Origin of the sequence: Kaistia nematophila (assembly GCF_026343855.1) — a bacterium.
GTDB lineage: Bacteria > Pseudomonadota > Alphaproteobacteria > Rhizobiales > Kaistiaceae > Kaistia > Kaistia nematophila.
Genome location: NZ_JAPKNK010000001.1, coordinates 708,174 through 732,604, shown reverse-complemented (window position 1 = coordinate 732,604; position 24,431 = coordinate 708,174). Strand labels below are relative to the sequence as shown.

Genomic DNA, 24,431 nt, shown 5'->3' with positions numbered 1-24,431 from the left:
ATGCAAGGTTCGGAAAGCGTCGCCGGCCGCCTGTTCGGCTATGCCGCGATGGGGCTTCTGCTCCTGGTTTTCATCGGCCCGATCCTCTGGTTCGTGCTGCTCGCGATCCGGCCGGCGGAAACCTATTTCGCCATGCCACCGGTGCTGTCGTTCACGCCCAACTGGGAATCGATCCGCTACACCTTCTTCGATCCCGGCAACAACGCGCCGCAGCTGGCGAACAGCCTGATCGTCGCCATCGGCGCCGTGGCCCTCAACCTGCCGTTCTCGTTTCCGGCGGCCTATGCGCTGTCGCGCTACAAGATCCGCGGCCGCAAGAACATCATGCTCTGGTATCTCGGCCTGCTGATGGCGCCGCCGGTAGCCTTCCTGATCCCCTATTCGATCCTCGCCAGCATGGCCGGCGTGAAGGGGACCTATTTCTCGATGATCCTGATCTCGCAGACCCTGACCATTCCGTTCTCGGTCTGGCTGATGCGCTCGTTCATCGACGAGGTGCCGATCGAGATCGAAGAGGCAGCCCGCATCGACGGCGCTGGCACGACGACGATCCTGCTGAAGTTCATCCTTCCGATGGTGATGCCGGGCCTGATCGTCACCTCGATGTTCGCCTTCGTGTTCTCGTGGAACAACGCGGCCTTCCCGCTGGTGCTCGCCAATCGCAGCACGACGACGCTGCCGGTCGGCACGCTGCAATATTTCGGCACCGCCGGCGTCACCTGGGGCTTCATCGCCTCGGCCGCCGTCGCCGCCATGATCCCGCCCATGCTGATCTTCCTCGTGCTCGACCGCTACGTCGTCCGAGGCCTGACCTTTGGTTCCGTGAAAGGATGAACTGGAAATGACGTCATCGCGCAAAGTTCGCTTCGGCGTGGTCGGAGCGGGCCTCTGGGGCTCGTTTCATTGCAAGACGCTGAGCGCCATCGAGGGCGCCGAGCTCGCCGCCGTGTGCGATCTCGACCCGGCCCGCGTCGCCGACATGCAGAAGCAGTTCGGCGCCGGCAAGACCTACACCGACTACAAGCAGCTTCTGGCCGATCCCGATATCGACGCCGTGACCGTGGCGACGCCCGATTTCGCCCATGGCGACATCGTGCTGGCGGCGATCCAGGCCGGCAAGCATGTGATGAGCGAGAAGCCGCTGGCGACCACGCTTCGCGAGGTCGAGGCGATCGCCGCGGCGGCCGACAAGGCCGGCGTCAAGGTGATGGTCGACTTCCACAACCGCGTGAACCCGGCCATCGTCGCCGCCCGCGAGGCGATCGCCGCCGGCGAGATCGGCACGCCGCTGCATGCCTCGGCCAAGCTGTCGAACACGGTGTTCGTGCCCTACGACCTCCTGTCCTGGGCCGGCCGTTCCTCGGCGCTGTGGTTCCTCGGCAGCCATTCGCTCGATGCGCTCCGCTTCATCATGGGCGCCGAGGTCAGGCGCGTGCAAGCGATGGTGCGGCGCGGCTACCTGAAGTCGAACGGCGTCGACACGGCCGACGTGCATCTCTCCATCCTCGAATTCGACAATGGCGCCATCGCCCAGATGGAGAACAGCTGGGTGCTGCCGCGCGACATGCCGGGCGTCGTCGATTTCCGGATGGAATTCATCGGCGAGAAGGGCGCGATCCAGACCGACACGGCCCAGAACAGCGCCTTCAGCAAGTACACCGGCGCCGGCCGGCGCGCGCATGACCTGCTCGGAGTGACCCCGGCGGCGGGCGGCCGCATCGGCGGCTTTGTCATGGAGGCGATCGCCCGCTTCATCGATTCCGTCGCCGATGGCGCGCCGCTGCTCGCCGACGCGCAGGACGGCCTGCGCGTGACGCGGGTGCTGACGGCGATCGAGGAAGCGGCCGCCACCGGCAAGATCATCACGCTCGCCGACGGCGTCTAGCCATTCCCGAACGAGACGGCGGCGCGGTGCAACCGCGCCGTCTTCTTCGAGCCCTGACCGCCCCTTCGCTTACCGGCCTTTGGGCGCAGGCTTGCTCTCCGAGGCAATGCTTCGCCGGAGCGCATCCATGATGCTGACCACGTTGCCCTCCTTCGCCGGCGCTTCCTTCCGTGCCGGCGGCTTCCGGCCCTTCTTCTTCGCGGCGATGATCTCGAGCAGGCGCTCCTGCACCGGATCGGTGACAAGGGCCGGCGACCATGGCCGGGTCCGCTCGCGGATCAGCGTCTCCATCATCTCGGTGAGCTTCGGATCCGCCTTGGCGTCGCCGACACCCTCGAAGTAGAGGGCCTCGTCGCGGATCTCGTCGCCATAGCGCAGCGTCCAGAGCTCGATCCCGTTCTCGCGCGGCTTCAGCATGACGGCGCGCTCGCGGCGATAGAGGACCAGCCGGGAGATCCCGACCGTCCCGGTGGCGGCCATGGCGTCGCGGATGACGGAGAACGCCTCCTCGCCGACCGGATCGTCGGGCACGAGGTAGTGGGGCTTGTCGTACCAGATCCAGCCGATGTCATCGGCGGGCACGAACATCTCGATGTCGATGGTCCGCGTGCTTTCGAGCGCGACGGAAGCGATCTCGTCGTCCTCGAGCATCAGATACTCGTCCTCGCCGCGCTCGTAGCCCTTGACCTGCTCGTCGTCCTCGACCGCCTCCCCGGTCTCGGCGTCGACATACTGGCTGAGGACCCGATGGCCGGTGGCGCGGTTCAGGGTATGAAAGCGCACCTTCTCGTTGTCGGTCGTCGCCGGCATCATCGCCACGGGGCAGGTGACGAGCGACAGCTTCAGATAGCCCTTCCAGAATGAACGCGGCGCCATATCGATCGCCCTTTATCGGTTTACTGGACCAGGAAATAAACGGCGACAAAGCCCAGAACGACAGCGACGGTGCCCGCCAGCAGCATGTAGCGCAGCCGATGGGGCGCGATCGCCTGCCGCACCTCGGTGGTCGTCAGGTCGTGCTGGGAGAGTTCCACGCGCTGGTCCAAGATCGCCTCCTCTGCCGCCGAAGACTCGGGCCGCCTGGCTTCAGCCATGCGCCCGGTGCTCCGTGTTACGCTTGCGGGTGGCGGCGGCCTTCTTCGCTGCGGCCGATCGCTCGGCGGCGGGACGGGCCGCGGACGCGGCGCCGCCCAGTTCGCCGCCCTTGTGGGCGGCCGGATGGCCGGTATGGGCGCCGCGGCCGGAGCCGGATTTCTTGCCGCCGCCATCGTCCTTGTTGACGGTGGCCCAGGCGCGCCGCTCGGCCTCCTTCTCGGAAACGCCGCGCTCCTCATAGCTCTCGGCGATGTGGCCGGCCTTGCGTTCCTGCTTGTCAGTGTATTTCGACTTGTCGCCCCGGGGCATGATGCACCTCCGTTCGCTTCAACGGGAGGTCAACGTCCCATGGCGACGGAGGGTTCCGGCCCGGGTCCCCGCGTCAGGCCGGCTCCTCGCACAGCGCCGTGTAGACCTGTTCGGGCAGGACCGCGACACGGATCGACTTCACCACCTTCGGCGAACGCAGCTTGCGCGCCATGCAGGCGAGCACGTTGAGATAGGGCGACGAGCCCTGTCCCGGCATCAGCAGCAGACAGACGATATCGACCGGGACGTCGTCGACCGATTCAAAATCGACCGGCTTCTTCAGCCGCGCGACCATGCCGAACGGAACCTCGAGGCCCGGCACCGGCGCATGCGGAATGGCGATGCCGTCGCCAACGCCGGTCGAGCCGAGCTTCTCGCGATTGTGAATCGCCTGATAGATGTCCTCGACCGGCAGGCCGAGCGCCAGCCCCGCCTGCTCGGACAAGCTGGCGAGCAGCTTGTTTTTCGAAGGGGCGGCAAGGTCGATCATCACGCTTTCGGGCTTGATGAATTCAGAAAGGATCATGGTCTCACTCGTATCGGCGCCTGCAGCGCATCGGATTTCGGCAGCGGCGTGCCAGCTCTGTATCACTCGACGTCGCGCAAGCGATAGCCGACCCCCGTCTCCGTGGTGATGTATTCCGGCTGATCGGGCTGTCGCTCGATCTTCTGGCGGAGCTGGCGGACATAGACGCGCAGGTATTGCACATCCGTCGAGCCGCCCCAGACCTGGTTCAACAGATGCTGATGCGTCAGCACCTTGCCGGCGTGCTGCACCAGAACCCGGAGGATGTCGTATTCCTTCGGCGAGAGCTTGATCTCGCGGCCCCCAACCTTGACGATCCGCTTGACCAGGTCGACCGACAGATCGCCCGTCTGGAAGACCGGCTTCTCGCCCTGCTGCTGCAGCCGGTGGCGGAGCGCGACGCGGATCCGCGCCACCAGCTCCTTCATGCCGAACGGCTTGGTGACATAGTCGTCGGCGCCGAGATCCAGCGCCCGGACGATGCCGGCCTCGTCGGTGCGGCTGGAAAGGACAATGATCGGCACTTCCAGCAGCTCGGCGCGCCAGCGCCCCAGAAGATCGTGGCCCGGCATGTCCGGCAGGCCAAGATCGAGCAGGATCAGATCCGGCCGCTCGGCCGCCACATGCTCGATCGCGTCGCGGGCATTGGTCGCCTCGTCGATGGCGAAACCTTCCGAGGCCAGCCCCACCCGCAGCAGGCGCCGGATCGGCGGCTCGTCATCGACGACCAGGATCTTCACGGTCGGACTGGTCATGGCAGATCTTCCAGCATGGCGACGTCGGCGGAGGCCGGCATCTTGATGGTGAAGACCGCGCCGGACCGATCGGTGCGGTTGCCGGCCCGGATCGTGCCGCCCATCGCCTCGACGAAGCCGCGGCAGATCGACAGCCCGAGCCCGGTTCCGGCCCGCACGTGATCGGCCTTGCGCACGCGATAGAAGCTATCGAAGACGCGCTCAAGGTCGGCGGGCGGAATGCCCGGCCCCTCGTCCATTACCTGCAGCACCACGGAACCGCCATCCGCCCACCCCTCGATCCGGATCGCCGTGCCCTGCGGCGCGTATTTGGCGGCGTTGTCGAGCAGGTTGAACAGCACCTGCTCGAACAGCACCGGATCGAGCCGGATCATCGGCAGCTCCGGCGGAATGCCGACCTCGACCCTGTGCTCGGCAAGGATCTTGGCGGCCCGGCGCAGCGCGGTACCGACGACGTCGCCGACATAGTGCAGCGAAGCATTCGGCTGCATGGCGCCGGATTCGATCCGTGTCATGTCGAGCAGGTTGGCGATGAAGCGATGCAGACGCTCCGACTCGTCGATGACGGTCGAGAGCAGCTCGATCCGGTCGCCCGCGGCGATCGCGTCGGGATAGTCACGCAGCGCCTCGGCCGCCCCCATGATGGCGGCAAGCGGGGTGCGCAGGTCGTGCGATATCGACGTCAGGAGCGCCGAGCGCAGCCGGTCCGCCTCGGCCGCCAGCCGCGCCCGGTCGACATCCGCCACCAGCTCGATCCGCTCGATGGCGAGCGCCGCCTGGTCGGCGAGCGAGTCGAACAGGCGCTGCTCCTCCGGCGTCAGAAGCGGTCCCTGCCCGTCATCGTCGAGGCCAACGACGCCGACCGCGGTGCGGCCGGTGCGCAGCGGCAGATAGAGCCGCCTGGCACCGGGCAGCGTATCGGCTCCGCGCCCGGCCGGGCGGTTGTGCTCCCAGGCCCAGCGCGCCGCGGCGATGTCGGCGTCGACCAGCGTGTCGTCCGGCGGATAGCCGGCGCGCACCGCGATGGTGCCGTTCTCCGGCAGCAGCACCACGACGCGGACCTTCAGCATCGAGGCGATCTGGTAGACGGTCGCCCACAGCACGTCCTCGAGCGTGCCGGCGCCGGCCAGCTTCCTGCTGAACAGATAGAGCCCCTCGGTGGTGCGGGCGCGCTGGCGCGCCGCCGCCGCCTGGCGCTGGACGCGCGCGGTCAGATTGCTGGCGATCACGGCCACGCAGAGGAAGAAGACGAAGGCGAGCGCGCTCTCCGGGTCGCCGATATCGAGCGTGTAGAGCGGCGGCAGGAAGAAGAAGTTGAAGGCGAGCGCGGCGACCGCCGAGGTGAACAGCGCCGGCCACAGCCCGGCGGTGACGGCCGAAGTCAGCACCGCCATCAGGAACACCAGCGCCAGATTGCGCACGTCGAGCACGCGCAGCAGCAGCATGGCGAAGGCGAGCGCGACGCCGGTATAGGCGACGCCGAGCGCGTAGGGCCGCAGCTTCAGCCGGGTCGGCGTCGCCAGCGCCACCTCGCGGGCCGGCGGCGCGTCGCGGTCATTGCCGGAGATGACGTGCACGCTGATGTCGCCGGCAAGCCGGATCAGTTCGTGCGACACGGAGCCTTCGAACATCTCGCGCCAGCGCGGCTTCGCCGGCTTGCCGATGATGACGTGGGTGACGTTGTTCGCCATGGCGTGGCGGACGATGTCGCGGGCGACGTCCTGGCCGGGCAGCGTGATCGCCTCGCCGCCCAGCTGCTCGGCGAGGCGGAGCGTCGCCGCGATCCGATCCTTGCCGGCCTCCGGCAGGCCGGCCGAACGCGCCGTCTCGATGTGCAGCGCTGCCCAGGGCGCCCGCAGACGGTCCGCCTGCCGCCTTGCATAGCGCACCAGCGAGGCGCTGCGCGGCTGTTCGTCGATGCAGACGAGCACCCGGTCGCCCGCCGCCCACGGGCCGGAAATCGCGTGCGCCTGCATGTGGCTGACGAGCTGCTCGTCGACCCGCTGCGCCGTGCGCCTGAGCGCCAACTCGCGCAGCGCGGTCAGGTTGCCTGGCGAAAAATAGTTCTCGATCGCCCGCTTGGCGGTGCCGGCGAAATAGACCTTGCCCTCGTGCAGGCGCTTGATCAGGTCGTCCGGCGTCAGGTCGATCACCTCGACATCGTCGGCGCGGTCAATGATCGAATCCGGCACCGTCTCGCGCACCCGGATCCTGGTGATCTGGGCGACGACGTCGTTCAGGCTTTCGACATGCTGGATGTTGAGCGTGGTGTAGACGTCGATGCCGCGCGCCAGGATCTCCTCGACGTCGAGATAGCGCTTCGGATGGCGGCTGCCTTCGGCATTGGTGTGCGCCAGTTCGTCGACCAGCACCAGCGCCGGCCGCCGGGCGAGGATGGCGTCGAGGTCCATCTCCTCCAGCACCCGGCCGCGATAGTCGACGATTCTGCGCGGGACGACTTCAAAACCCTCGACCAGCGCCGCCGTCTCCTCGCGGCCATGCGTCTCGACCACGCCGATGACGACGTCGACGCCGTCGGCCTTGCGGGCGCGGCCGGACATCAGCATCTCGTAGGTCTTGCCGACGCCGGGCGCCGCGCCGAGGAAGATCTTCAGCCGGCCGCGCGTCTCGCGCGTCGCCCGCTCCAGCAGCGCGTCCGGCGATGGCCGGCCCGGTGCGTCTCGACTGTCGTCAGGCATCCAATCGTGACCTCTGTCCAAACGGCCGGAACCGGCGCCAGAGCGCCAGTTCCGGCACTTCCTGTCATTGCGCGCCGGCCGCGTCCAGCGCAAGGTTCAAGGCGAGCACGTTGACGACCGGCTCACCCAGGAAGCCGAGCTGCCGGTCCTCGACATGGGCCGTGACCAGCGCCTTGACCGTGACCTCGTCGAGCCCGCGGGCACTAGCGACGCGCGGCACCTGGAAATAGGCGGCCTCCGGCGAGATGTCGGGATCGAGGCCGCTGCCCGAGGTGGTGACGAGGTCGATCGGCACGGCGGCGCCGGGGTTCTCCGCCTTCAGCCTTTCCGCATCGGCCTTGATGCGGTCGATCAGGGCCGGATTGCTCGGGCCGAGATTGGAACCGCCGGACGCCGAAGCGTCATAGCCCTTGCCGGCGGCCGAGGGACGGCCGTGGAAATAGCGGTCGGAGGCGAAGGCCTGGCCGATGAGCTCGGAGCCAACCACCTTGCCGTCGCGCTCGACCAGGCTGCCATTGGCCTGGCGCGGGAACAGCGCCTGGGCGATGCCGGTCATGCCGAGCGGATAGACCAGGCCGGTGATGACGGTGAGCGCGACGATCATGAAGATTGCGGGGCGAAGCTGTTTCAGCATGGGACTATCCTTCAGGCGAGGCCAAGGGCCGTGATGGCCATGTCGATGGCCTTGATGCCGGCGAACGGCACGATCAGGCCGCCGACGCCATAGATCAGCAGGTTGCGCGACAGCAGCGCGCCGGCGCCGACGGCCCGGTACTTGACGCCCCGGAGCGACAGCGGGATCAGGGCGACGATGATCAGCGCGTTGAAGATGATCGCCGACAGGATCGCGCTCTGCGGGGTCGAGAGGTTCATGACGTTGAGCGCGCCGAGCTGCGGGTAGAAGGCCAGGAACATCGCCGGGATGATGGCGAAATACTTGGCGACGTCGTTGGCGATCGAAAACGTCGTCAGCGCGCCGCGCGTCATCAGCAATTGCTTGCCGATCTCGACGATCTCGATGAGCTTGGTGGGATCGCTGTCGAGATCGACCATGTTGCCGGCTTCTCGCGCCGCGACGGTGCCGGTATTCATCGCCACGCCGACATCGGATTGCGCCAACGCCGGGGCGTCGTTGGTGCCGTCGCCGCACATCGCCACCAGCTTGCCCTTGGCCTGCTCCTCGCGGATCAGGGCCAGCTTCATCTCCGGCGTCGCCTGGGCGAGGAAGTCGTCGACGCCGGCCTCGGCCGCGATCGCCGCCGCCGTCATCGGGTTGTCGCCGGTGATCATCACCGTGCGGATGCCCATGCGGCGAAGCTCGGCGAAGCGCTCCTGGATGCCGCCCTTGACGATGTCCTTCAGGTGGACGACGCCGAGCAGGCGGCCATCCTTGACCACGGCGAGCGGCGTGCCGCCCGCCTTGGCGATCTCGTCGGCGATCGCCTGCAACTCGCGCACCGTGCCGGCGCCGGGCCGGTCGGCGGCGGTCGCGGCGCCGGCCTGGTCGACATATCGGAGCACCGCGTCGACGGCGCCCTTGCGGATCGACGAGCCGTCGAAATCGACGCCGCTCATGCGGGTCTGCGCCGTGAACGGCACGAAGGTCGCGTGCAGGGTCTGCATGTCGCGGGCGCGGATGCCGTATTTCTCCTTGGCGAGCACGACGATCGAGCGGCCCTCCGGCGTCTCGTCGGCGAGCGAGGCGAGCTGCGCCGCGTCGGCCAGTTCCTGCTCGCTGACGCCGCGCACCGGGCGAAGCTCGGTCGCCTGGCGGTTGCCGAGCGTGATCGTGCCGGTCTTGTCGAGCAGCAGCGTGTCGACGTCGCCGGCGGCCTCGACGGCGCGGCCCGACATGGCGAGCACGTTGAAGCGCACCAGCCGGTCCATGCCGGCGATGCCGATCGCCGAAAGCAGCGCGCCGATGGTCGTCGGGATCAGCGTCACGAACAGAGCCACCAGCACGACGACCGGGATATAGCCGCCGGCATAGTTGGCGAAGCTCGGGATGGTGACGACGGCGAGCACGAATATCAGCGTCATGCCGGCGAGCAGGATGTTGAGGGCGATCTCGTTCGGCGTCTTCTGCCGCTCGGCGCCCTCGACCAGAGCGATCATGCGATCGATGAAGGTCGAGCCGGCCGCGGCAGTGATGCGAACCCGGATCCAGTCCGACAGCACCTGCGTGCCGCCGGTAACGGCCGAGCGGTCGCCGCCGGATTCACGGATCACCGGCGCGGATTCGCCCGTGATCGCCGCCTCGTTGACCGAGGCGACGCCCTCGATGACCTCGCCATCGGAGGGAATGATGTCGCCGGCCTCGACCAGGACGACGTCTCCAACCTTCAGGCTGGTGCCGGGCACAAGCCGGAAATCGTCGCGGTCGCCGTCGGCAAGCAGCTTCGCCTGCGTCTCGGTGCGGGTGCGGCGGAGCGATTCCGCCTGCGCCTTGCCGCGCCCCTCGGCGACGGCCTCGGCGAAATTGGCGAACAGCACCGTGAACCACAGCCAGATGACGATCTGCAGCGAGAAGCCGAGATTGGCGCCGCCGGTGAGGAGGTCGCGCAGGAACAGGACGGTGGTCAGGGCCGAGACGACCGCGACGACGAACATCACCGGATTGCGCGCCAGGCTGCGCGGATCGAGCTTTTTGAACGCGCCGCCGATGGCGGGGACGAGGATGCGAGCGTCCAGGATGCTCGCGGATTTGGACTGGCTCATCAGAGACTCCAGCGTGAAACTCGGGTGACGGGCGGTCCGACCTTCAGGTCGCCGCGGTCAGCCGGATGAGAAGATCGACGGCCAGCACGAGGGCCGATATCGCCACGGTCAGGCCGAGGATGAGGGTCGACGCACGCGGCACAGGTCCCGCCTCTCCCCGCGCCGATCCGGCGCGGGGACGAAGGGTCGAGAGGGCGATATGCGGGCAGCCCAGCCAGGATCGGTAGCTCATGATCGCCTCACAGCCCCGGCGCCTGGACCATGGCGAGGTGCTCGACGATCGGGCCGAGCGCCAGCGCCGGGAAGAAGGTCAGGCCGCCGACGATCACGATGACGCCGACCAGAAGGCCGACGAAGAGCGGCCCGTGCGTCGGGAAGGTGCCCGCCGAAGCCGGCACCACCTTCTTCGTCACCAGCGAGCCGGCGATCGCCATGGCCGGGATGATGACCAGGAAGCGGCCCATCAGCATGGCGAGGCCGATGGTCAGGTTGTACCAGGGCGTGTTGCCGGACAGGCCGCCGAAGGCCGAGCCGTTGTTGGCGGCGGCCGAGGTATAGGCGTAGAGCACCTCGGAGAAGCCGTGCGGGCCGGGATTGGCGATCGACGACAGGCCGGTCGGCAGCACGATGGCGATCGCCGTGAAGCCGAGCATGGTCAGGGGCAGGCAAAGCACGGCGAGCATCGCCATCTTGACCTCCTTGGCCTCGATCTTCTTGCCGAGATATTCCGGCGTGCGGCCGACCATCAGCCCGGCGACGAAGATGGCGATGACGATGAAGAGCAGGATGCCGTAGAAGCCGGCGCCGACGCCGCCGATGATGATCTCGCCGAGCATCATGTTGATCATCGGGATCATGCCGCCGAGCGCCATGAAGCTGTCATGCATGGCGTTGACCGCGCCGCAGGAGGCGGCCGTCGTCACCACGGCGAACAGCGACGACAGCACGATGCCGAAACGGGCCTCCTTGCCCTCCATGTTGCCGCCGTCGATGCCGAGCGCATGGACGAGCGGATTGCCCTGAGCTTCCGCCCAGTAGCAGACGACCACGCCGGCCAGGAACAGCACTCCCATGGCAGCGAAGATCGCCCAGCCCTGGCGCTCGCTGCCGACCATGCGGCCGAATACGTTGGTCAGCGCCGCGCCGATGGCGAAGATCATCACCATGTGGATCAGGTTGACCAGCGCGGTCGGGTTCTCGAACGGATGCGCGGCGTTGGCGTTGAAGAAGCCGCCGCCGTTTGTGCCGAGATGCTTGATCATCATCTGCGAGGCGACCGGCCCCTGGGCGATCGTCTGCTGCGCGCCTTCCAGCGTGGTCGCGACGGTGTAGGGGTTCAGGTTCTGCGGCACGCCCTGCCAGACGAGCACCAGCGTGCCGACGACGCAGATCGGCAGCAACACGTAGAGCGTGGCGCGGACGATATCGACCCAGAAATTGCCGAGCGTCCGCGCCGATTTCCGCGCGAAGGCGCGGATCAGCACGATGGCGATGGCGATTCCCGTCGCGGCCGAGACGAAGTTCTGCACGTTCATGCCCGCCATCTGCGTGAGATAGGACATCGTGCTTTCGCCGCCGTAGTTCTGCCAGTTGGTGTTGGTGACGAAGCTGGCGGCGGTGTTGAAGGCGAGCTCGGGCGGGACGGCGCCCATGCCGGCAGGGTTATAGGGCAGCGATCCCTGCACGCGCTGCAGGACGTAGAGCAGCAGGAAGCCCGCGAGATTGAACAGCAGCATGGCTCCCGCATAGGTCGTCCAGTGCTGCTCCTCTCGGTCGCTGGTGCCGGCGAGCCGGTAGAGCCCGCGCTCCAGCGGCCCGAAGATAAGGGACAGGATCGTGCGCTCGCCGTTGAAGACGCGGGTCATGTAGCCCCCGAGCGGCTTCACCAGCGCAAGGATGATCCCACAGAAGACGAGGATCTGTATCCAACCGTTGACGGTCATGTGACGTGCTTTCCTGGAAAGGTGGCGCGGACGGGGATCGCCGTGGCGATCAGAACCGCTCCGGGCGCACCAGCGCGTAGGTCAGATAAACGAGGAGGAACGCCGTCACGGCGCCGCCCAGAAGATAATCGACCAGCATGATCCGCCCCCGCCCTATAGTTTCTGGCAGATTTCGATGTAGGCCCAGGAAAAGGCGAAGAACAGAACGCCTATTCCGACGACGATGAAGTCCATTTGCATCACTCCTTGAAATCCTGGCGATCCAACGTTGCGAGTGTCGGCGACAAGACCGCGAACGAGATCGTTCGGCCCTGCGTCGAAGACGCGCCGTTCGCCGGATCCGATTGAAAATCTGCAGGGAATATGGCCCCGAACCGCATAGGCGTTCGAGAGAGGCCGGGAGGGAAAGATATAAAAATCCTATAGGAAAAGGACGCCGCTGCTGTCGCTCGCGGCCTGCCCCCGGGCCTTCCGCGCCGCCGCGCCGGGCAGTGCGGCCAAGGCCATCGGGATCAGCGGGCGAGCCAGAACAGCAGCGTCGCCATGGCAGCGAAGAAGGCCATCACGGCGACCAGGCGCAGGACGACGCCGAGTTCTTCCGGATGCTTGCGCGCCATCGCCACGGCCCGGTAGCGGTCCCGGCTGCGCCGGGCATAAGGCGATCCCGCGGCGAAAGCGCCGCGCCCGTCCCGGGCGGCGGCGGCGATGGCATCGAAGGGGCTGCGAAGCGGCATGGTTCCAATCCTTGTCCGGTCGGCACGCGGAAGCGCTTCGCGCCGAATGCGGCCGGGATGACCCGTACCGGAAATCGGCGGCGCGTCGCTGCGACACGGCAAGGTAGGCCGAGCCGTATAGGTTCTCGATGGAGAGAGCACAGCAACGGTATTAAAATATCATATTAAAAGTGATTCGCTTTTGGAAAATTACATCGACCCAGACGGATTCGACTTGAAATGGAGTGCATGTCTGCCTGATCACACCTTGGGAGAGGTGAAATCATGAAGTCAGGCGAACTCGGAAAGCTGGCCGCCGCGCTCGCGGCCAATCGGGCGCTCGGAATCGTGCAGGACATCCCGCTCGACGGGCTCGGCGACGCCGCCGAGGCGCGGGCGGTGCAGCGCGCCGCGCTCGAAGCCTTCTGCAGCGACCTCGACGGCTATGCGCTGGTCGGCGCCAACCCGGCCTGCCGCCGCAACCTCGGGCTCGAACGGCCGATCTTCGGGCCGATCGCGGACAGCGCGCATGGGCCGGATCGCGGCCTGTTCCCCCTGCCGAAGGGCATCCTCGGCGCGCAATGCGAGCTCGTCTTCCGGCTCGGGCGAGTCTTTCCCGCCGATGGCGAGGCGATCGACCGGGCGGCAGCCGCCGACGCGATCGTTGCCGTGCAGCCGGCGATCGGCCTGCTCGGCCGGCGCACGATCCATCCTCCCCGCAACGATCTTGGCGCCTTGGCCGATTTCGCGCTGCATGTCTTCACGCTGTGCGGTCCGCACGCCGCCGCGCCGGATCTCGCCGCCCTCGACCGCGTCCCCGTCGTGGCGCGGATCGACGGCCAGGAGGTCGCGCGCGCGACGGCGGCGGCGACCCTCGGCCATCCGCTCGACGCCGTCGCCTGGCTGGCCGGCGAGCTCGCCGCGCAGGGAGAGCGGCTCAATGCCGGCGATCTCGTCGCCACGGGGGCCTGCACGCCGATCCTGCAGGTGCTGCCGGGACAGCATCTGGAAGCCGATTTCGGCCCGCTCGGCCAGGCCCGCGCCGGCTTCCTCTGACCGTCAACCCCGCCTCCGACGCCATCGCTGCGGATCGCGGTTGAACATCCGGCAATCCGACGCCAATCTAGGGGAAACGGATCGACGGGAGGATTTCATGTCGCACAATCTGCAATTCTACATCGACGGCGCCTGGGTCGACCCGGTCGTGCCGAAAGTCATCGACGTGATCGACCCGTCGACCGAGGACGCCTTCGCGCAGATCTCGCTGGGCTCGAAGGCCGATGTCGACAAGGCGGTTGCCGCCGCCAAGCGCGCCTTCGCGACCTTCGGCTTCACCAAGCCGGCCGAGCGGCTCGAACTGCTGCGCAGCATCCTCAGCGTCTACAACAAGCGCGCCGACGACCTCGCCTATGCCGTCTCGCGCGAGATGGGGGCGCCGCTTCCGTTCGCGCTCGACAGCCAGGTCGGCATCGGCCGCGCCCATCTCGAGAAGATCATCGAGGTGCTGAAGGACTTTCAGTTCCAGCACGCCAAGGGCACCTCGCTGGTGGTCAAGGAGCCGATCGGCGTCGTCGGCCTGATCACGCCGTGGAACTGGCCGCTGAACCAGATCACCTGCAAGGTCGGCCCCGCGCTTGCCGCCGGCTGCACCATGGTGCTGAAGCCGAGCGAGATCGCGCCGCTCGACGCCGTCATCTTCGCCGAGATCCTCGACGAGGCCGGCGTCCCGGCCGGCGTTTTCAACCTCGTCAATGGCGACGGCCCGACCGTCGGCGAGGCGCTTTCGAGCCATCCCGACATCGACATGATGTCGTTCACCGGCTCGACCCGCGCCGGCATCCTCGTGGCGAAGGCGGCCGCCGACACGGTGAAGCGCGTTGCGCAGGAACTGGGCGGCAAGTCGGCCAACATCCTGTTCCCGGACGTCGATTTCTCCGTCGCCGTGCCGAAGGGCGTCGCCAACTGCTTCGGCAATAGCGGCCAGTCCTGCAATGCGCCCACCCGCATGTTCGTGCCGCGCGAGCGCCAGGACGAAGTGATCGGCTATGCCCGCGCCGCCGCCGACAGCTTCGTCGTCGGCCCGGCCGATGCGCCGAACACCAAGCTGGGTCCGGTCGTCAGCCAGGTGCAGTACGACAAGATCCAGGGCCTGATCGAGAGCGGCATCGCCGAGGGCGCCACACTGGTCGCCGGCGGCCCGGGCCGCCCGGCCGATCTGAACCGCGGCTACTACATCCGCCCGACCGTCTTCGCCAACGTGACGCCGGACATGCGCATCGCCAAGGAAGAGATCTTCGGGCCGGTGCTCTCGATCCTGCCCTATGACAGCGTCGAGGAAGCGATCGAGGAGGCGAACAACACCGTCTACGGCCTCGCCGCCTACATCCAGTCGGCCGATCTGCAGACGGCGCGCGACGCCGCCACGAAGATGCGGGCCGGCGCCGTCCACATCAACTATCCGGCCTGGGATTCGAGCATCCCGTTCGGCGGCTACAAGCAGTCCGGCAATGGCCGCGAATATGCCGAATACGGCCTCGAGGACTTCCTGGAGATGAAGGGCATCCTCGGCTACGAGGCCGCCTGATTTTCGCGGCGGGAGGCGGCTCGGCCGGCTCCCGCCCTTCCATCCGCGCGGCCCCGATCGCCCGAGCCACCGCCCGAGGCGCCATCGAAGCCGCTTGATCTGGATCAAGATCGGGCCCGGGCCGGTTTCTATCCTGATCGTCCGGCATGTTTCAGGATGAAGGCGCGCCTTTGAAGCTTTCCCGATCGTCGCTGTCCGGCGAGGACGTCATTCAGCTTGCGATCCGCCTCGGATTGCTCGCCCTCCTCCTTTACTGGACGCTGGTGCTGATCCAGCCCTTCATCCCGATCCTGACCTGGAGCGTCGTGCTCGCGGTCGCCTTCAATCCGCTCTACCGCGAACTCGCCCGGCTCCTCGGCGGACGGCGGAAACTCGCGGCGGTGATCCTGACCGCGATCGGCTTCGGGATCGTCATCGGCCCGGCCGCCTGGCTCGGCCTGAGCGCGGTGGACGGCTTCAGGGATCTATCGAACTGGGTCAGCTCGGGCGGCCTGGTCATCCCGTCGCCGCCCCAGAGCATCAAGGACTGGCCGCTGTTCGGGGTGCAACTCTATGAATGGTGGGACAAGGCCTCCGTCAACTTCAGCGCCATCCTGCAGGAAGTGCTGCCGAGCCTGAAGCCGATCGCCACCACGATCCTCGGCCTGGCCGGCGACGCCGGCCTCGCGACGCTCCAGTTCCTGGTCTCCGTGACGCTGGTCGGCTTCCTCCTGCTGCACGGACCGCAACTCGTCTCGGCGAGCCGGGATTTCCTGTTCAAGCTGGTCCCCGACCAGAGCGAGCATTTCGTCGAGCTGACCGGCGCCACCATCCGCGCGGTCTCGCAGGGCATCATCGGCGTCGCGATCATCCAGGCGCTCCTGGCCGGCATCGGCTTCAAGCTGGCGGGCCTGCCGGCCGCCGGCCTGCTCGCCTTCGCGGTTCTGCTGCTGTCGATCGTCCAGATCGGCGCCTTCCTCGTGCTTCTGCCCGTGTTCGTCTGGATCTGGATGACCAAGGACGTCTCGACGGCGCTGCTGCTCACCATCTATCTCACCATCGTCGGGCTGCTCGACAACGTGCTGAAGCCGCTGATGATGGGGCGCGGCCTGACGACCCCGACGCTGGTCATCCTCATCGGCGTGATCGGCGGAACGCTGGCGCATGGCATGCTCGGCCTCTTCATCGGACCGGTCATCCTGGCGGTGGTGTGGGAACTGACGGGGGCCTGGATCCGCTCCGGCCACGCGCGCCGGCAGAGATCCCAGGATGCCGAGCCCCACCAGGGGCCGCCATGACGATGGACTACGGACCCTAGCGGTCAAGGCCGGCCAGTTGCCGCCGATCCAGGAGCGCGATCTGGCGCTGGTTGTGGCCGACGAAGCCGAGAATGCCGAGCTCGTGCAACCGCGACAGCACCCGCGACACGGTCTCCAGCGTCAGGCCGAGATAGTCGGCGATATCGCGCCGCGACATCGGCAGCACCATGACGCCGGCCGCCGTCAGCCGCTTGTCCATCTCGAGCAGGAAGGCGGCGACGCGCTCCTGCGAGGTCTTGCGGCCGAGCAGCAGCATGTGGTTCTCGGCGTGCCGTAGATTGTCCATCGTCATGCTGAGCAGGTTCCGCGCGACCAGTGCATCGTTCGCGGCGAGGCTGTCGAGGCTGTGCCGCTTGATCAGCCGCACGGTGGTATCGACGATCGCCTCGGTGGTGAACTGGTGCTCGCCGCCGCTTTCGAGTCCGAAAATGTCGCCGAGCAGGTGGAAGGCGCCGATCTGGCGTCGCCCGTCCGAAAGCAGCTTGTAGCTTCGCACTGCGCCACTCTTGACCCGGTAGACATAGTCCGCCGGCTCTTTCTCGCCGTAGATCTCCATGCCCTTTCGATAGGTGAACTCGTTCAGGCTGACGACCGGGTTGGAGTCGCTCTCCATTCCCAGCACGCCGAGCGAACTCAGGCGAAACACCGGATCGGTGCTGGCGCGGACGAACATGGACCCACTCCCGAACTGGACATGGACACGACGTACTGACCTTCAGGCATATCGCCGATTTTCCACATTTGTCGATTGCAGCAAAGGGGAATTTGACGGCCCCGCCGGCGCGCGGCGCGCAGCGCAGCTTCCAGTCGGCTTCCGGGACTTGATCCAGATCAATCCGGCCCCGCCATGGGGGCTGCCAATGGGCGGAAGATCGGAACAGCCGGCATGCCGCGGAATTGTCGGGGCGACGGCGGAACGACGGCGACGGTCATGCAGATCCGCTCCTTGCTCCAGACAGGCTGGAAAGACCTCTTTCCCCCGGCCCGCTGGCTCGGCGCCTATCACGGCGCCTGGCTTCCGGCCGACCTCGTCGCGGGCGTGACGCTCGCCGCCTACGCGATTCCCGTGTCGCTCGCCTATGCGGCGCTGGCCGGGCTGCCGCCGCAGGTCGGCATATACGGCTACATGCTCGGCGGTATCGGCTACGCCCTGCTCGGCTCGTCGCGACAGCTGGCGGTCGGCCCGACATCGGCGATCTCGCTGATGATCGCCGGCTCCGTCGGCGCACTGGCCGGCGGCGACGCCGCCCGCTACGCGGCGATCGCCAGCCTCGCCGCCTGCGCCGTCGCGCTGCTCTGCCTGATCGCCTGGCTCTTCCGGCTCAGCATCCTCGTCCGCCTGGTCAGCGACAGCATCCTCGTCGGCTTCAAGGCCGGCGCCGGGCTGACGATCATCATGAGCCAGCTGCCGAGCCTGTTCGGCATCGCCGGCGGTGGCCACAATTTCTTCGATCGCGCCATCCGCTTCGCCGGCGAACTCGGCGGAACGCAGTGGCTCGTCCTCCTCATCGGTCTCGCGGCGATGGCGCTCCTTCTCGCGGGCGAAAGGCTGCTGCCCGGCCGGCCGGTCGGCCTCACGGTGATGGCGGTCGCCATCGTCGTCGCCACGCTGTTCGGTTTGCCAGCGCTCGGCGTGCCGGTCACCGGCACGATCCCCGAGGGACTGCCGGCCATTGCTGTGCCGGCGTTCGGCCTGCTCGCGGCGGACGATCTCTTCCCGATCGCGGCCGGCTGCCTGCTGCTCGCCTATATCGAAGGCGTCTCGGCCGCCCGCGGCTTCGCCGCCAAGCACGGCTACAGCCTCGACGTGCGACAGGAGTTCCTGGGGCTCGGCGCCGCCAACCTCGCCGCGGCGTTCGGAGGCGCCTATCCTGTCGCCGGCGGCCTGTCGCAATCCGCCGTCAACGACAATGCCGGCGCGCGCACGCCGCTCGCCCTCGTCTTCTGCTCCGTGGCGCTCGCGCTATGCCTGCTCTTCTTCACCGGCTTGCTGACCAACCTGCCGAAGGCGGTTCTAGCCGCCATCGTCTTCACCGCCGTCTACAAGCTGGTCGACATCGCCTCGCTGGCGCGGATGTGGCAGGTGAGCCGGCTCGATTTCTATGCGGCGGCGATCGCCCTTTTCGCCGTGCTGCTGCTCGGGATCCTGCAGGGCGTGTTGCTGGCGGCGATCGCCTCGGTCCTGCTGCTCCTGGCGCGCGCGTCACGGCCCAACGTCGCCTTCCTCGGCCGGCTCCCCGGCTCCGGACGCTACGCCGACCGCGCCCGCCACGCCGATATCGAGGCGCTCGGCGGCATCATCGCCTTCCGGCCCGAGGCCTCGCTGCTCTACATCAATTCCGAGAAGGTGTTTTCGACAGTCGCGGGCTCACTCGACGACGCGAAGGACATCCGGGCTGTCGCCTGCGACCTCTCCGCCTCGCCCTATATCGACCTGGCCGGCGCGCGTATGCTGCTGGATCTCCAGGAGATGCTCGAAACCCGCCGCATCGCCTTCCACATCGTCGGCGCGCATGCGCAGGTGCGCGACCTGCTGCAGGCGGAGGGGCTGGCCGAGAAGACGGACAGAAGCGAATGGCCGCAGACGCTCGACGGCGTACTGGGGAAGGAGTGGCCGCGCCCCGCGCCGGCCGGCGAGCCGTGACCCCAGCGACCTGTGCCGGCCGTCAGTAGCGCTCCGCCACGAACTCCATGCCGCGCAGCGACTCCTGATCGTCGTAATGGCCCTTGCCGGAGCGCTTTGGCAGCTTGACCTCTTCCCGCTTCACGCGGGCATAGGGAATCCGCTCCAGGATATGCGCGATGCAGTTCAGCCGCGCCCGGCGCTTGTCGTCGGAGCGGACGATCCGCCACGGCGCATGCTCCGTGCTGGTCGCCGCGAACATCATGTCGCGCGCCCGCGAATATTCGTACCAGCGCCGGTAGGACTCCGTATCCATCGGGCTCAGCTTCCATTGCCGCAGCGGATCATGGATGCGCGCCTTGAAGCGGCGCTCCTGCTCCTCCATCCCGACCTCGAGCCAGAGCTTGATCAGGATGATGCCGCCATCGATGATGTATTTCTCGATCTGCGGGCAGAGCGACAGGAAGCGCTGGTGCTCCTCGGGGCTGCAGAAGCCCATCACATATTCGACGCCGGCGCGGTTGTACCAGCTGCGATCGAAAATCACGATCTCGCCGCCGGCCGGGAAATTCTGCATGTAGCGCTGCATGAAGAGCTGCGTCCGCTCGCGATCCGACGGCGCCGGCAGCGCCACCACGCGGAAGACGCGCGAGCTGACCTTCTCGGTGATCGCTTTGATCGTGCCGCCCTTGCCGGCCGCGTCGCGCCCCTCGAACAGGATGATCACGCGCGCCCCGTATTCCTGCACCCATTGCTGCAAATGGCAGAGCTCGACCTGGAGCTTTTCCAGCTCCGCCTCATAGTCCCTGCGCTTCATCCGTCCGTCCGGCTCATCGCGTGCCATGATCGTCGTCCCCGGCTTCGCCGCCGGTCAGGCGGCGCCCTCAACCCTCAATTGCTCCAGGAGATCGTGATGGCGATGTCACCCGGCATGCCGCCGGGAAAATCGATGATCTGGTAGCGGATGTGATAGCCGCGCGGCTTCAGATAATCGGACCAGAGCTGGAAGATCTCCTTCGGAATACCGGTCAGGGTCTTCTCCCAACCCTCCTCCTGCTGGTTGATGGCGCGGCCATTATCCGTGCACATCGAATTGGGAAAGCGGTAGACCTGCACTTCCGTCAGGCCGTTGCGCACCGCGCGCTGGATCACCGTCGCGGCCAACTGGACCTTCTCATCCTCGGTCTTGCCGGAAGGCCGGCTCAGCTGCTCGACGAGCGCATTCTTCTCCGCCTGGGCTGCCGCGGCGAGGCTTGCATATTCCGCCGCCTTCTCGGCCTCCTTGCGGGCGGCTTCCTCACGGATATGCGCCGCGCTGGGGATGAGGTCGTCGATGCTTCCGGACATTTGCCACGCTCCTAGAAGGCCCGCACACTGTCCCGAATATTACGCTTCGGAAGGCCGCTCGCGCTTGATTCAGATCAAGGAAATCCAGCGCGCGATGCGTCCGGGCGGGTGTCCCGGCGGACGCGGATCCGCGTCCGCCGGGGCCTTGGCGGCGGATCAGCCGGCCACGGTCTGTGGTCCGATAATCGCGGCGACCTCGGTCACCCGGTCGGCCGGAAAGCCGCCCTCGCGGGCATGCCGGTAGATGACGTCGGCGCTCTCCGCCTCATGAACGCAATAGATCTTGTCGCCGGCGACATAGCTCTGGACCCATTTGTAGGGCTCCCCCAGACGCGCCACCACGTCGCAGGACTTCGAGGAGATGCCCTTGAGCTCGTCCGCCGTCAGCTTGCTGGCGCCTGGAATCTCGCGCTCGATCACGAAGGTCTTCATGCTTTTCTCCTTCCGTTTGCAGGATGCGCCACGTTTCTGCAGCCATGCCGTTTGACGCGAAGCGGAAGCAGACCGAAAACTGCCGCAGCGGCATCCAACGCCTGGTCACACGGTTCGGTGCGGCAATGCCGCGGGTCTAGACCCGGTCCGAGGCGGAAACCTCGCAGGAGCTCCCGATTGTGGCAGGACGGATAAGACTGCTCGGCAGGCCGGCCATCTTCAATGAGGCCGGCGAAAGCCAGGCCGTGCGCGGCCATCAGGCGTGGGCGGTGCTGGCGCGCGTCGTGCTGGCGCCGCGCCCGCTCGAACGGCGAACGCTTGCGGCGGAACTCTTCGCCGAAAGCAGCGATCCGCTCGGGGCGCTGCGCTGGTGCCTCGCGGCGCTCCGCAAGGCGCTCGACAGCGCCGACAGCCTCGTCGGCGACCCGATCGAACTGCGGCTGCCGCCGGAGACCGAAGTCGATTTGTGGCATCTCGACCGCGACACGCTTCCAATCGCCGATATGGAGCCGCTCTTGGCGGGAACCGAACCGCAAAGCAGCCCCGAATTCGCGACCTGGCTGCTCGTCGAGCGCGAGCGGATCCGGGCCGTAATCGACGGAAGGATCCGGCGCGAGACCATGCAGGCACTCGCCGTCGGCGACTACGCGCGCGCCATCCGCCTGACCGAAACGGCCGTCGGCCGCGATGGCTATGACGAAAGTGCCCACATCCTGCTCGTCAAGGCGCTTGCGCTCGCGGGGCGGACAGAGGCGGCGCTGGCCCATGTCGAGGCGACCGAGCGCCTGTTCGACGACGAGCTGGGCGCGGCGCCGTCGCTGGCCCTGCGCAGCGCCGCCCGGCTGTCGGTCGCGGCGCCGCCGGGCGGCGTCTCGCTCGAGGCGCATGTGAAATCGATGATCCGCTCCGGCACGGCGGCGCTTGGCGCCGGGGCGACGGATGCCGGCATCGAGACGCTGCGCCAGGCTGTCGCCCGGGCCGAGAAAGCAGGCGATCCGCGCCTCCAGGCCGAGGCGCTGCTGGAACTCGGCAAGGGCCTCGTCCATTCGGTGCGCGGCTTCGACGACGAGGGCTCCGTGCTGTTGCAGCAAGGCGTCGAGATCGCCCGGTCGCAAGGCTATGCACGCATCGCCGCCGCCGGCTATCGCGAACTCGGCTATGTCGAGGCCCTCGCCGGCCGCCGACCCGGCGCCGACGCGCATCTGCGCGACGCGCTGCACTTCGCCGAGGACGGCAGCGACCTGGCCGGAATCCATGCCGTCATCGCCTTCAACCTGGTCGACTGGGGGCAGTTCACGCGCGGCCTGGAACACTATGAGACGGCGCTGGAGCACGCGCGCAGCTCCGGCAACCGGCGCAGCGAGATCTGGTCGCTCGGCCTCGGCGCCTGGGGCCTGCTCGCCGCCGACCGCCTCGACGAGGCCGAGGCATGGCTGCGCGACTGCCTCGAGCGGATCGACACGCTGCACTGGGTCGCCTTCCGCCCCTGGCCGATCGCCCTGCTCGGCGAGGCGCGGCTTCGCCAGCAAGACAAGCCAGCGCCGCTGCGCGCCGCCCTCGAGGAAGGCTTCGCCCTCAGCTGCCAGCTGCGCGACCCGTGCTGGGAGGCGGCGAATGCGCGCTCGCTTGCCCTGACCTACATGGCCGAACGCGAATTCGTGGCGGCGTCGCAATGGCTGGAAGAGGCCGACCGGCGCTGCATCCGTGTGACGGACCCCTATGTCGCGCTACGGGTGGAGATCGTCGCGGCCCGGGTCGAGATGAGCCGCAGGCTCGACATTCCCGAGGTGGCGGCCGCGTTGACGCGGGAATGGATCAGCCTCGCCGCCCGTGCACACATGGACCACCACCTCCAGCGCGCCACAGCCCTGCTGGCGACGAACGCCGCTGCGGAATCGAGCCCACCAGAAGCACGGAACGGCTGAAGCGCGGGCTGACCAAACAGCGTCCGTGCGGCGATATCGTCCGGAAAGAGAAAATTGGCGCGCCGCACCGGGTGATGATGACAACTATATCTACGCTATAGCCCTCTAAAATCGGCATCAAAAAAGGGCAGATTCCCCTTCAAAAGATGGGATCAATGCGTGTACCTGCAATGCGATATCGCTGGTGAGGGAATTGAGATATTCGCTATGCAGGTGACTCGCGTTGAGCTTTATAAACGAGTCTGTGAGAGGCCACTTAGCAAAGTCGCACCGGAGCTCGGAATTTCCGGCACGGCACTGGCAGCTATCTGCAAACAATATCAAGTGCCTTATCCCGGATCGGGATACTGGACCCGCAAGTCCCTAGGACTTTCGGCAGAGTTGCCGACCTTGCCAGAAGCATCCGATGAGACCATCGATATCCTGCTGCCAGTTGTCAAACCGCGCAAAAAGCGAACGATGGAGGAAGGAGCCCCGCGTAAGCCAAAGCTCGCTACGAAAACTCGCCGCCCGGTTCGTCACCCGCTGCTTTTTGGTGCAGAAGAACATTTTCGGAAAACACGGGAGGTCAAGAAGGGCGAGTTCCTCAGGCCCTACAAAAGGATTCTGCCGGACCTGATTTCATCAGAAGCCGCGCTTCAGCGTGCTCTCTCCATCGCCAACGCTCTGTATCTTGCGCTTGATGAGCGAAGTTACCGCGTTCAAATCGCGCCAGCCGCCGACAATCTGCTGCGGATTCATGTCAGGGAACAAGAGGTCGAGCGAAAGGATCGCAAATACGGTCGCTACCACTCGGGAAGTATTTGGGCACCTGACAGGCCGACGGTTTTTTATATCGACATGGTGCCTGTAGCGCTCGCCATCACCGAGATGACCGAGCGCGTGACGATGCGCTATTTCAATGGCGACTACCATCGTGAGGACAGCAAGCTCATCCGGTCAGCAAAATCTTGGCAACTGACGCACTCGTGGACAACCGAACAGGATATGCCGTGCGGGCGTTTTCGTATCGTTGCCTACTCACCAAAGAATGGCGTCAACTGGTCTCGCAACTGGCAGGAAACCGAGCAGCAATCGCTTGAGCGCCTGATCCCAGAAATTGTCGAGACGCTAGGGGCGTCAAAAGTTGATCTGCAACGCCTTATGGAGGCCGAAGAAGCGGCAGAGGAGCAGAGGAAAAAAGAGCAAAAAGAGCGGTGGGAGCGATACGAAAGGGAGGAAGATGCAAGAAAAACGGCCCAGGCACTCGCCGACAGCCGGCAGCAACTGGCCGAGATCATGGAGAAGTGGGGAAAGGCGATGACCGTAGAGCGATTCTTCTCAGACGCAACAGAGCGCCTAAAGAGCGCGGATGACGACCGTCGGCAGCGTTTAGAAGGACGTCTAGCGCTCGCCAGATCAGTGATGGGAAGTGTCGATCCGCTGGATTTCATTGAAAGCTGGCTTGCCCCGGAGGAGAGACACCGTTCGAAATTTTCTAGCGGATAGTAAGGTCGTTTGAACAATCACAGCGCGTACATTGAGATAAGAGCACTCTAGGGCAGCAACCCGGTCGATTGCAGACGCGGGAATGCGCTCC

Annotated in this window: 24 protein-coding genes; 8 read left to right on the top strand and 16 right to left on the bottom strand. The window is 66.7% G+C overall.

Features of this window, described 5'->3' with window-relative positions; translation table 11 throughout:
- Both OSH07_RS03350 and OSH07_RS03345 read left to right on the top strand, forming a co-directional pair.
- A complete protein-coding gene (locus tag OSH07_RS03350; RefSeq protein ID WP_266337175.1) occupies positions 1 to 834 on the top strand; it encodes a carbohydrate ABC transporter permease in 834 nt (277 codons plus the stop codon).
- A 7-nt stretch (positions 835 to 841) separates the two neighbouring features.
- Positions 842 to 1,885: a Gfo/Idh/MocA family protein gene (locus OSH07_RS03345; protein ID WP_266337174.1), complete on the top strand. Its 1,044-nt coding sequence runs from the start codon at positions 842 to 844 to the stop codon at positions 1,883 to 1,885.
- A gap of 69 nt (positions 1,886 to 1,954) precedes the next feature.
- Here the strand turns inward: OSH07_RS03345 and ku are convergent, their stop codons facing one another.
- The 12 genes from ku to OSH07_RS03285 form a co-directional block, all read right to left on the bottom strand.
- On the bottom strand, positions 1,955 to 2,761 hold the full coding sequence (gene ku / locus OSH07_RS03340) for a non-homologous end joining protein Ku (protein ID WP_266337173.1): 807 nt from the start codon (positions 2,759 to 2,761) through the stop codon (positions 1,955 to 1,957).
- 20 nt (positions 2,762 to 2,781) lie between these two features.
- Positions 2,782 to 2,931, bottom strand: coding sequence for a hypothetical protein (locus OSH07_RS03335; RefSeq protein WP_266337172.1), 150 nt, complete (start codon positions 2,929 to 2,931; stop codon positions 2,782 to 2,784).
- A gap of 40 nt (positions 2,932 to 2,971) precedes the next feature.
- Complete coding sequence (locus OSH07_RS03330) at positions 2,972 to 3,289, bottom strand: plasmid stabilization protein (RefSeq protein ID WP_266337171.1); 318 nt, start codon at positions 3,287 to 3,289, stop codon at positions 2,972 to 2,974.
- Positions 3,290 to 3,362: 73 nt separating this feature from the next.
- Positions 3,363 to 3,815: a PTS sugar transporter subunit IIA gene (locus OSH07_RS03325; RefSeq protein ID WP_266337170.1), complete on the bottom strand. Its 453-nt coding sequence runs from the start codon at positions 3,813 to 3,815 to the stop codon at positions 3,363 to 3,365.
- Positions 3,816 to 3,877: 62 nt separating this feature from the next.
- On the bottom strand, positions 3,878 to 4,570 hold the full coding sequence (locus tag OSH07_RS03320; protein ID WP_266337169.1) for a response regulator transcription factor: 693 nt from the start codon (positions 4,568 to 4,570) through the stop codon (positions 3,878 to 3,880).
- Positions 4,567 to 7,269 carry a sensor histidine kinase gene (locus tag OSH07_RS03315; protein ID WP_266337168.1) on the bottom strand — a complete coding sequence of 901 codons (2,703 nt, stop codon included), beginning with the start codon at positions 7,267 to 7,269 and terminating at the stop codon, positions 4,567 to 4,569. Before OSH07_RS03315 ends, OSH07_RS03320 begins: the two co-directional genes overlap by 4 nt.
- 64 nt (positions 7,270 to 7,333) lie before the next feature.
- Positions 7,334 to 7,903 (bottom strand): potassium-transporting ATPase subunit KdpC, encoded by a 570-nt coding sequence (kdpC, locus tag OSH07_RS03310; RefSeq protein WP_266337167.1) that lies wholly within the window; start codon positions 7,901 to 7,903, stop codon positions 7,334 to 7,336.
- An 11-nt stretch (positions 7,904 to 7,914) separates the two neighbouring features.
- Positions 7,915 to 9,987 (bottom strand): potassium-transporting ATPase subunit KdpB, encoded by a 2,073-nt coding sequence (gene kdpB / locus OSH07_RS03305; RefSeq protein ID WP_266337166.1) that lies wholly within the window; start codon positions 9,985 to 9,987, stop codon positions 7,915 to 7,917.
- A gap of 43 nt (positions 9,988 to 10,030) precedes the next feature.
- Entirely contained in the window at positions 10,031 to 10,219 is a 189-nt protein-coding gene (locus OSH07_RS03300; RefSeq protein ID WP_266337165.1) for a hypothetical protein, read from the bottom strand.
- A 7-nt stretch (positions 10,220 to 10,226) separates the two neighbouring features.
- Positions 10,227 to 11,930, bottom strand: coding sequence for a potassium-transporting ATPase subunit KdpA (gene kdpA / locus OSH07_RS03295; protein ID WP_266337164.1), 1,704 nt, complete (start codon positions 11,928 to 11,930; stop codon positions 10,227 to 10,229).
- 49 nt (positions 11,931 to 11,979) lie between these two features.
- Entirely contained in the window at positions 11,980 to 12,069 is a 90-nt protein-coding gene (locus OSH07_RS03290) for a K(+)-transporting ATPase subunit F (protein ID WP_266337163.1), read from the bottom strand.
- Positions 12,070 to 12,442: 373 nt separating this feature from the next.
- Positions 12,443 to 12,664: a hypothetical protein gene (locus OSH07_RS03285; protein ID WP_266337162.1), complete on the bottom strand. Its 222-nt coding sequence runs from the start codon at positions 12,662 to 12,664 to the stop codon at positions 12,443 to 12,445.
- A 264-nt stretch (positions 12,665 to 12,928) separates the two neighbouring features.
- Here OSH07_RS03285 and OSH07_RS03280 point away from each other — a divergent pair, with 264 nt between their 5' ends.
- From OSH07_RS03280 to OSH07_RS03270, 3 genes are all read left to right on the top strand, one after another.
- Positions 12,929 to 13,699 carry a 2-keto-4-pentenoate hydratase gene (locus tag OSH07_RS03280; protein ID WP_266337161.1) on the top strand — a complete coding sequence of 257 codons (771 nt, stop codon included), beginning with the start codon at positions 12,929 to 12,931 and terminating at the stop codon, positions 13,697 to 13,699.
- A 97-nt stretch (positions 13,700 to 13,796) separates the two neighbouring features.
- Positions 13,797 to 15,227, top strand: coding sequence for an aldehyde dehydrogenase family protein (locus tag OSH07_RS03275; protein ID WP_266337160.1), 1,431 nt, complete (start codon positions 13,797 to 13,799; stop codon positions 15,225 to 15,227).
- Between the two features lie 170 nt (positions 15,228 to 15,397).
- Positions 15,398 to 16,504, top strand: a complete 1,107-nt coding sequence (locus tag OSH07_RS03270; RefSeq protein WP_420909586.1) for an AI-2E family transporter — start codon at positions 15,398 to 15,400, stop codon at positions 16,502 to 16,504.
- Positions 16,505 to 16,520: 16 nt separating this feature from the next.
- Here OSH07_RS03270 and OSH07_RS03265 read toward each other — a convergent pair whose 3' ends face one another.
- Positions 16,521 to 17,198 (bottom strand): helix-turn-helix domain-containing protein, encoded by a 678-nt coding sequence (locus tag OSH07_RS03265; RefSeq protein ID WP_266337158.1) that lies wholly within the window; start codon positions 17,196 to 17,198, stop codon positions 16,521 to 16,523.
- A gap of 258 nt (positions 17,199 to 17,456) precedes the next feature.
- On the opposite strand from OSH07_RS03265, the gene OSH07_RS03260 reads away from it, so the two are divergent.
- Positions 17,457 to 19,169, top strand: coding sequence for a SulP family inorganic anion transporter (locus OSH07_RS03260; RefSeq protein ID WP_266337157.1), 1,713 nt, complete (start codon positions 17,457 to 17,459; stop codon positions 19,167 to 19,169).
- Between the two features lie 22 nt (positions 19,170 to 19,191).
- On the opposite strand, the gene ppk2 is transcribed toward OSH07_RS03260, so the two are convergent.
- From ppk2 to OSH07_RS03245, 3 genes are all read right to left on the bottom strand, one after another.
- Positions 19,192 to 19,992 (bottom strand): polyphosphate kinase 2, encoded by an 801-nt coding sequence (ppk2, locus tag OSH07_RS03255; protein ID WP_266337156.1) that lies wholly within the window; start codon positions 19,990 to 19,992, stop codon positions 19,192 to 19,194.
- Positions 19,993 to 20,039: 47 nt separating this feature from the next.
- The gene (locus tag OSH07_RS03250; protein WP_266337155.1) at positions 20,040 to 20,495 is read right to left on the bottom strand and encodes a hypothetical protein; all 456 of its coding nucleotides are present in this window, start codon (positions 20,493 to 20,495) and stop codon (positions 20,040 to 20,042) included.
- A 156-nt stretch (positions 20,496 to 20,651) separates the two neighbouring features.
- The gene (locus OSH07_RS03245) at positions 20,652 to 20,927 is read right to left on the bottom strand and encodes a DUF4242 domain-containing protein (RefSeq protein ID WP_266337154.1); all 276 of its coding nucleotides are present in this window, start codon (positions 20,925 to 20,927) and stop codon (positions 20,652 to 20,654) included.
- A 179-nt stretch (positions 20,928 to 21,106) separates the two neighbouring features.
- Here OSH07_RS03245 and OSH07_RS03240 point away from each other — a divergent pair, with 179 nt between their 5' ends.
- Positions 21,107 to 22,852: an AfsR/SARP family transcriptional regulator gene (locus OSH07_RS03240; RefSeq protein WP_266337153.1), complete on the top strand. Its 1,746-nt coding sequence runs from the start codon at positions 21,107 to 21,109 to the stop codon at positions 22,850 to 22,852.
- Positions 22,853 to 23,011: 159 nt separating this feature from the next.
- The gene (locus tag OSH07_RS03235) at positions 23,012 to 24,340 is read left to right on the top strand and encodes a hypothetical protein (protein WP_266337152.1); all 1,329 of its coding nucleotides are present in this window, start codon (positions 23,012 to 23,014) and stop codon (positions 24,338 to 24,340) included.
- Positions 24,341 to 24,431 lie beyond the last annotated feature (91 nt).

What these genes read in the sequence shown, in the direction of transcription:
- OSH07_RS03350 (WP_266337175.1), top strand. Translation starts at nt 1, where the DNA reads ATGCAAGGTTCGGAAAGCGTCGCCGGCCGCCTGTTCGGCTATGCCGCG.
- OSH07_RS03345 (WP_266337174.1), top strand. Translation starts at nt 842, where the DNA reads ATGACGTCATCGCGCAAAGTTCGCTTCGGCGTGGTCGGAGCGGGCCTC.
- ku (WP_266337173.1), bottom strand. Translation starts at nt 2,761, where the DNA reads ATGGCGCCGCGTTCATTCTGGAAGGGCTATCTGAAGCTGTCGCTCGTC.
- OSH07_RS03330 (WP_266337171.1), bottom strand. Translation starts at nt 3,289, where the DNA reads ATGCCCCGGGGCGACAAGTCGAAATACACTGACAAGCAGGAACGCAAG.
- OSH07_RS03325 (WP_266337170.1), bottom strand. Translation starts at nt 3,815, where the DNA reads ATGATCCTTTCTGAATTCATCAAGCCCGAAAGCGTGATGATCGACCTT.
- OSH07_RS03320 (WP_266337169.1), bottom strand. Translation starts at nt 4,570, where the DNA reads ATGACCAGTCCGACCGTGAAGATCCTGGTCGTCGATGACGAGCCGCCG.
- OSH07_RS03315 (WP_266337168.1), bottom strand. Translation starts at nt 7,269, where the DNA reads ATGCCTGACGACAGTCGAGACGCACCGGGCCGGCCATCGCCGGACGCG.
- kdpC (WP_266337167.1), bottom strand. Translation starts at nt 7,903, where the DNA reads ATGCTGAAACAGCTTCGCCCCGCAATCTTCATGATCGTCGCGCTCACC.
- kdpB (WP_266337166.1), bottom strand. Translation starts at nt 9,987, where the DNA reads ATGAGCCAGTCCAAATCCGCGAGCATCCTGGACGCTCGCATCCTCGTC.
- OSH07_RS03300 (WP_266337165.1), bottom strand. Translation starts at nt 10,219, where the DNA reads ATGAGCTACCGATCCTGGCTGGGCTGCCCGCATATCGCCCTCTCGACC.
- kdpA (WP_266337164.1), bottom strand. Translation starts at nt 11,930, where the DNA reads ATGACCGTCAACGGTTGGATACAGATCCTCGTCTTCTGTGGGATCATC.
- OSH07_RS03290 (WP_266337163.1), bottom strand. Translation starts at nt 12,069, where the DNA reads ATGCTGGTCGATTATCTTCTGGGCGGCGCCGTGACGGCGTTCCTCCTC.
- OSH07_RS03285 (WP_266337162.1), bottom strand. Translation starts at nt 12,664, where the DNA reads ATGCCGCTTCGCAGCCCCTTCGATGCCATCGCCGCCGCCGCCCGGGAC.
- OSH07_RS03280 (WP_266337161.1), top strand. Translation starts at nt 12,929, where the DNA reads ATGAAGTCAGGCGAACTCGGAAAGCTGGCCGCCGCGCTCGCGGCCAAT.
- OSH07_RS03275 (WP_266337160.1), top strand. Translation starts at nt 13,797, where the DNA reads ATGTCGCACAATCTGCAATTCTACATCGACGGCGCCTGGGTCGACCCG.
- OSH07_RS03265 (WP_266337158.1), bottom strand. Translation starts at nt 17,198, where the DNA reads ATGTTCGTCCGCGCCAGCACCGATCCGGTGTTTCGCCTGAGTTCGCTC.
- OSH07_RS03260 (WP_266337157.1), top strand. Translation starts at nt 17,457, where the DNA reads ATGCAGATCCGCTCCTTGCTCCAGACAGGCTGGAAAGACCTCTTTCCC.
- ppk2 (WP_266337156.1), bottom strand. Translation starts at nt 19,992, where the DNA reads ATGGCACGCGATGAGCCGGACGGACGGATGAAGCGCAGGGACTATGAG.
- OSH07_RS03250 (WP_266337155.1), bottom strand. Translation starts at nt 20,495, where the DNA reads ATGTCCGGAAGCATCGACGACCTCATCCCCAGCGCGGCGCATATCCGT.
- OSH07_RS03245 (WP_266337154.1), bottom strand. Translation starts at nt 20,927, where the DNA reads ATGAAGACCTTCGTGATCGAGCGCGAGATTCCAGGCGCCAGCAAGCTG.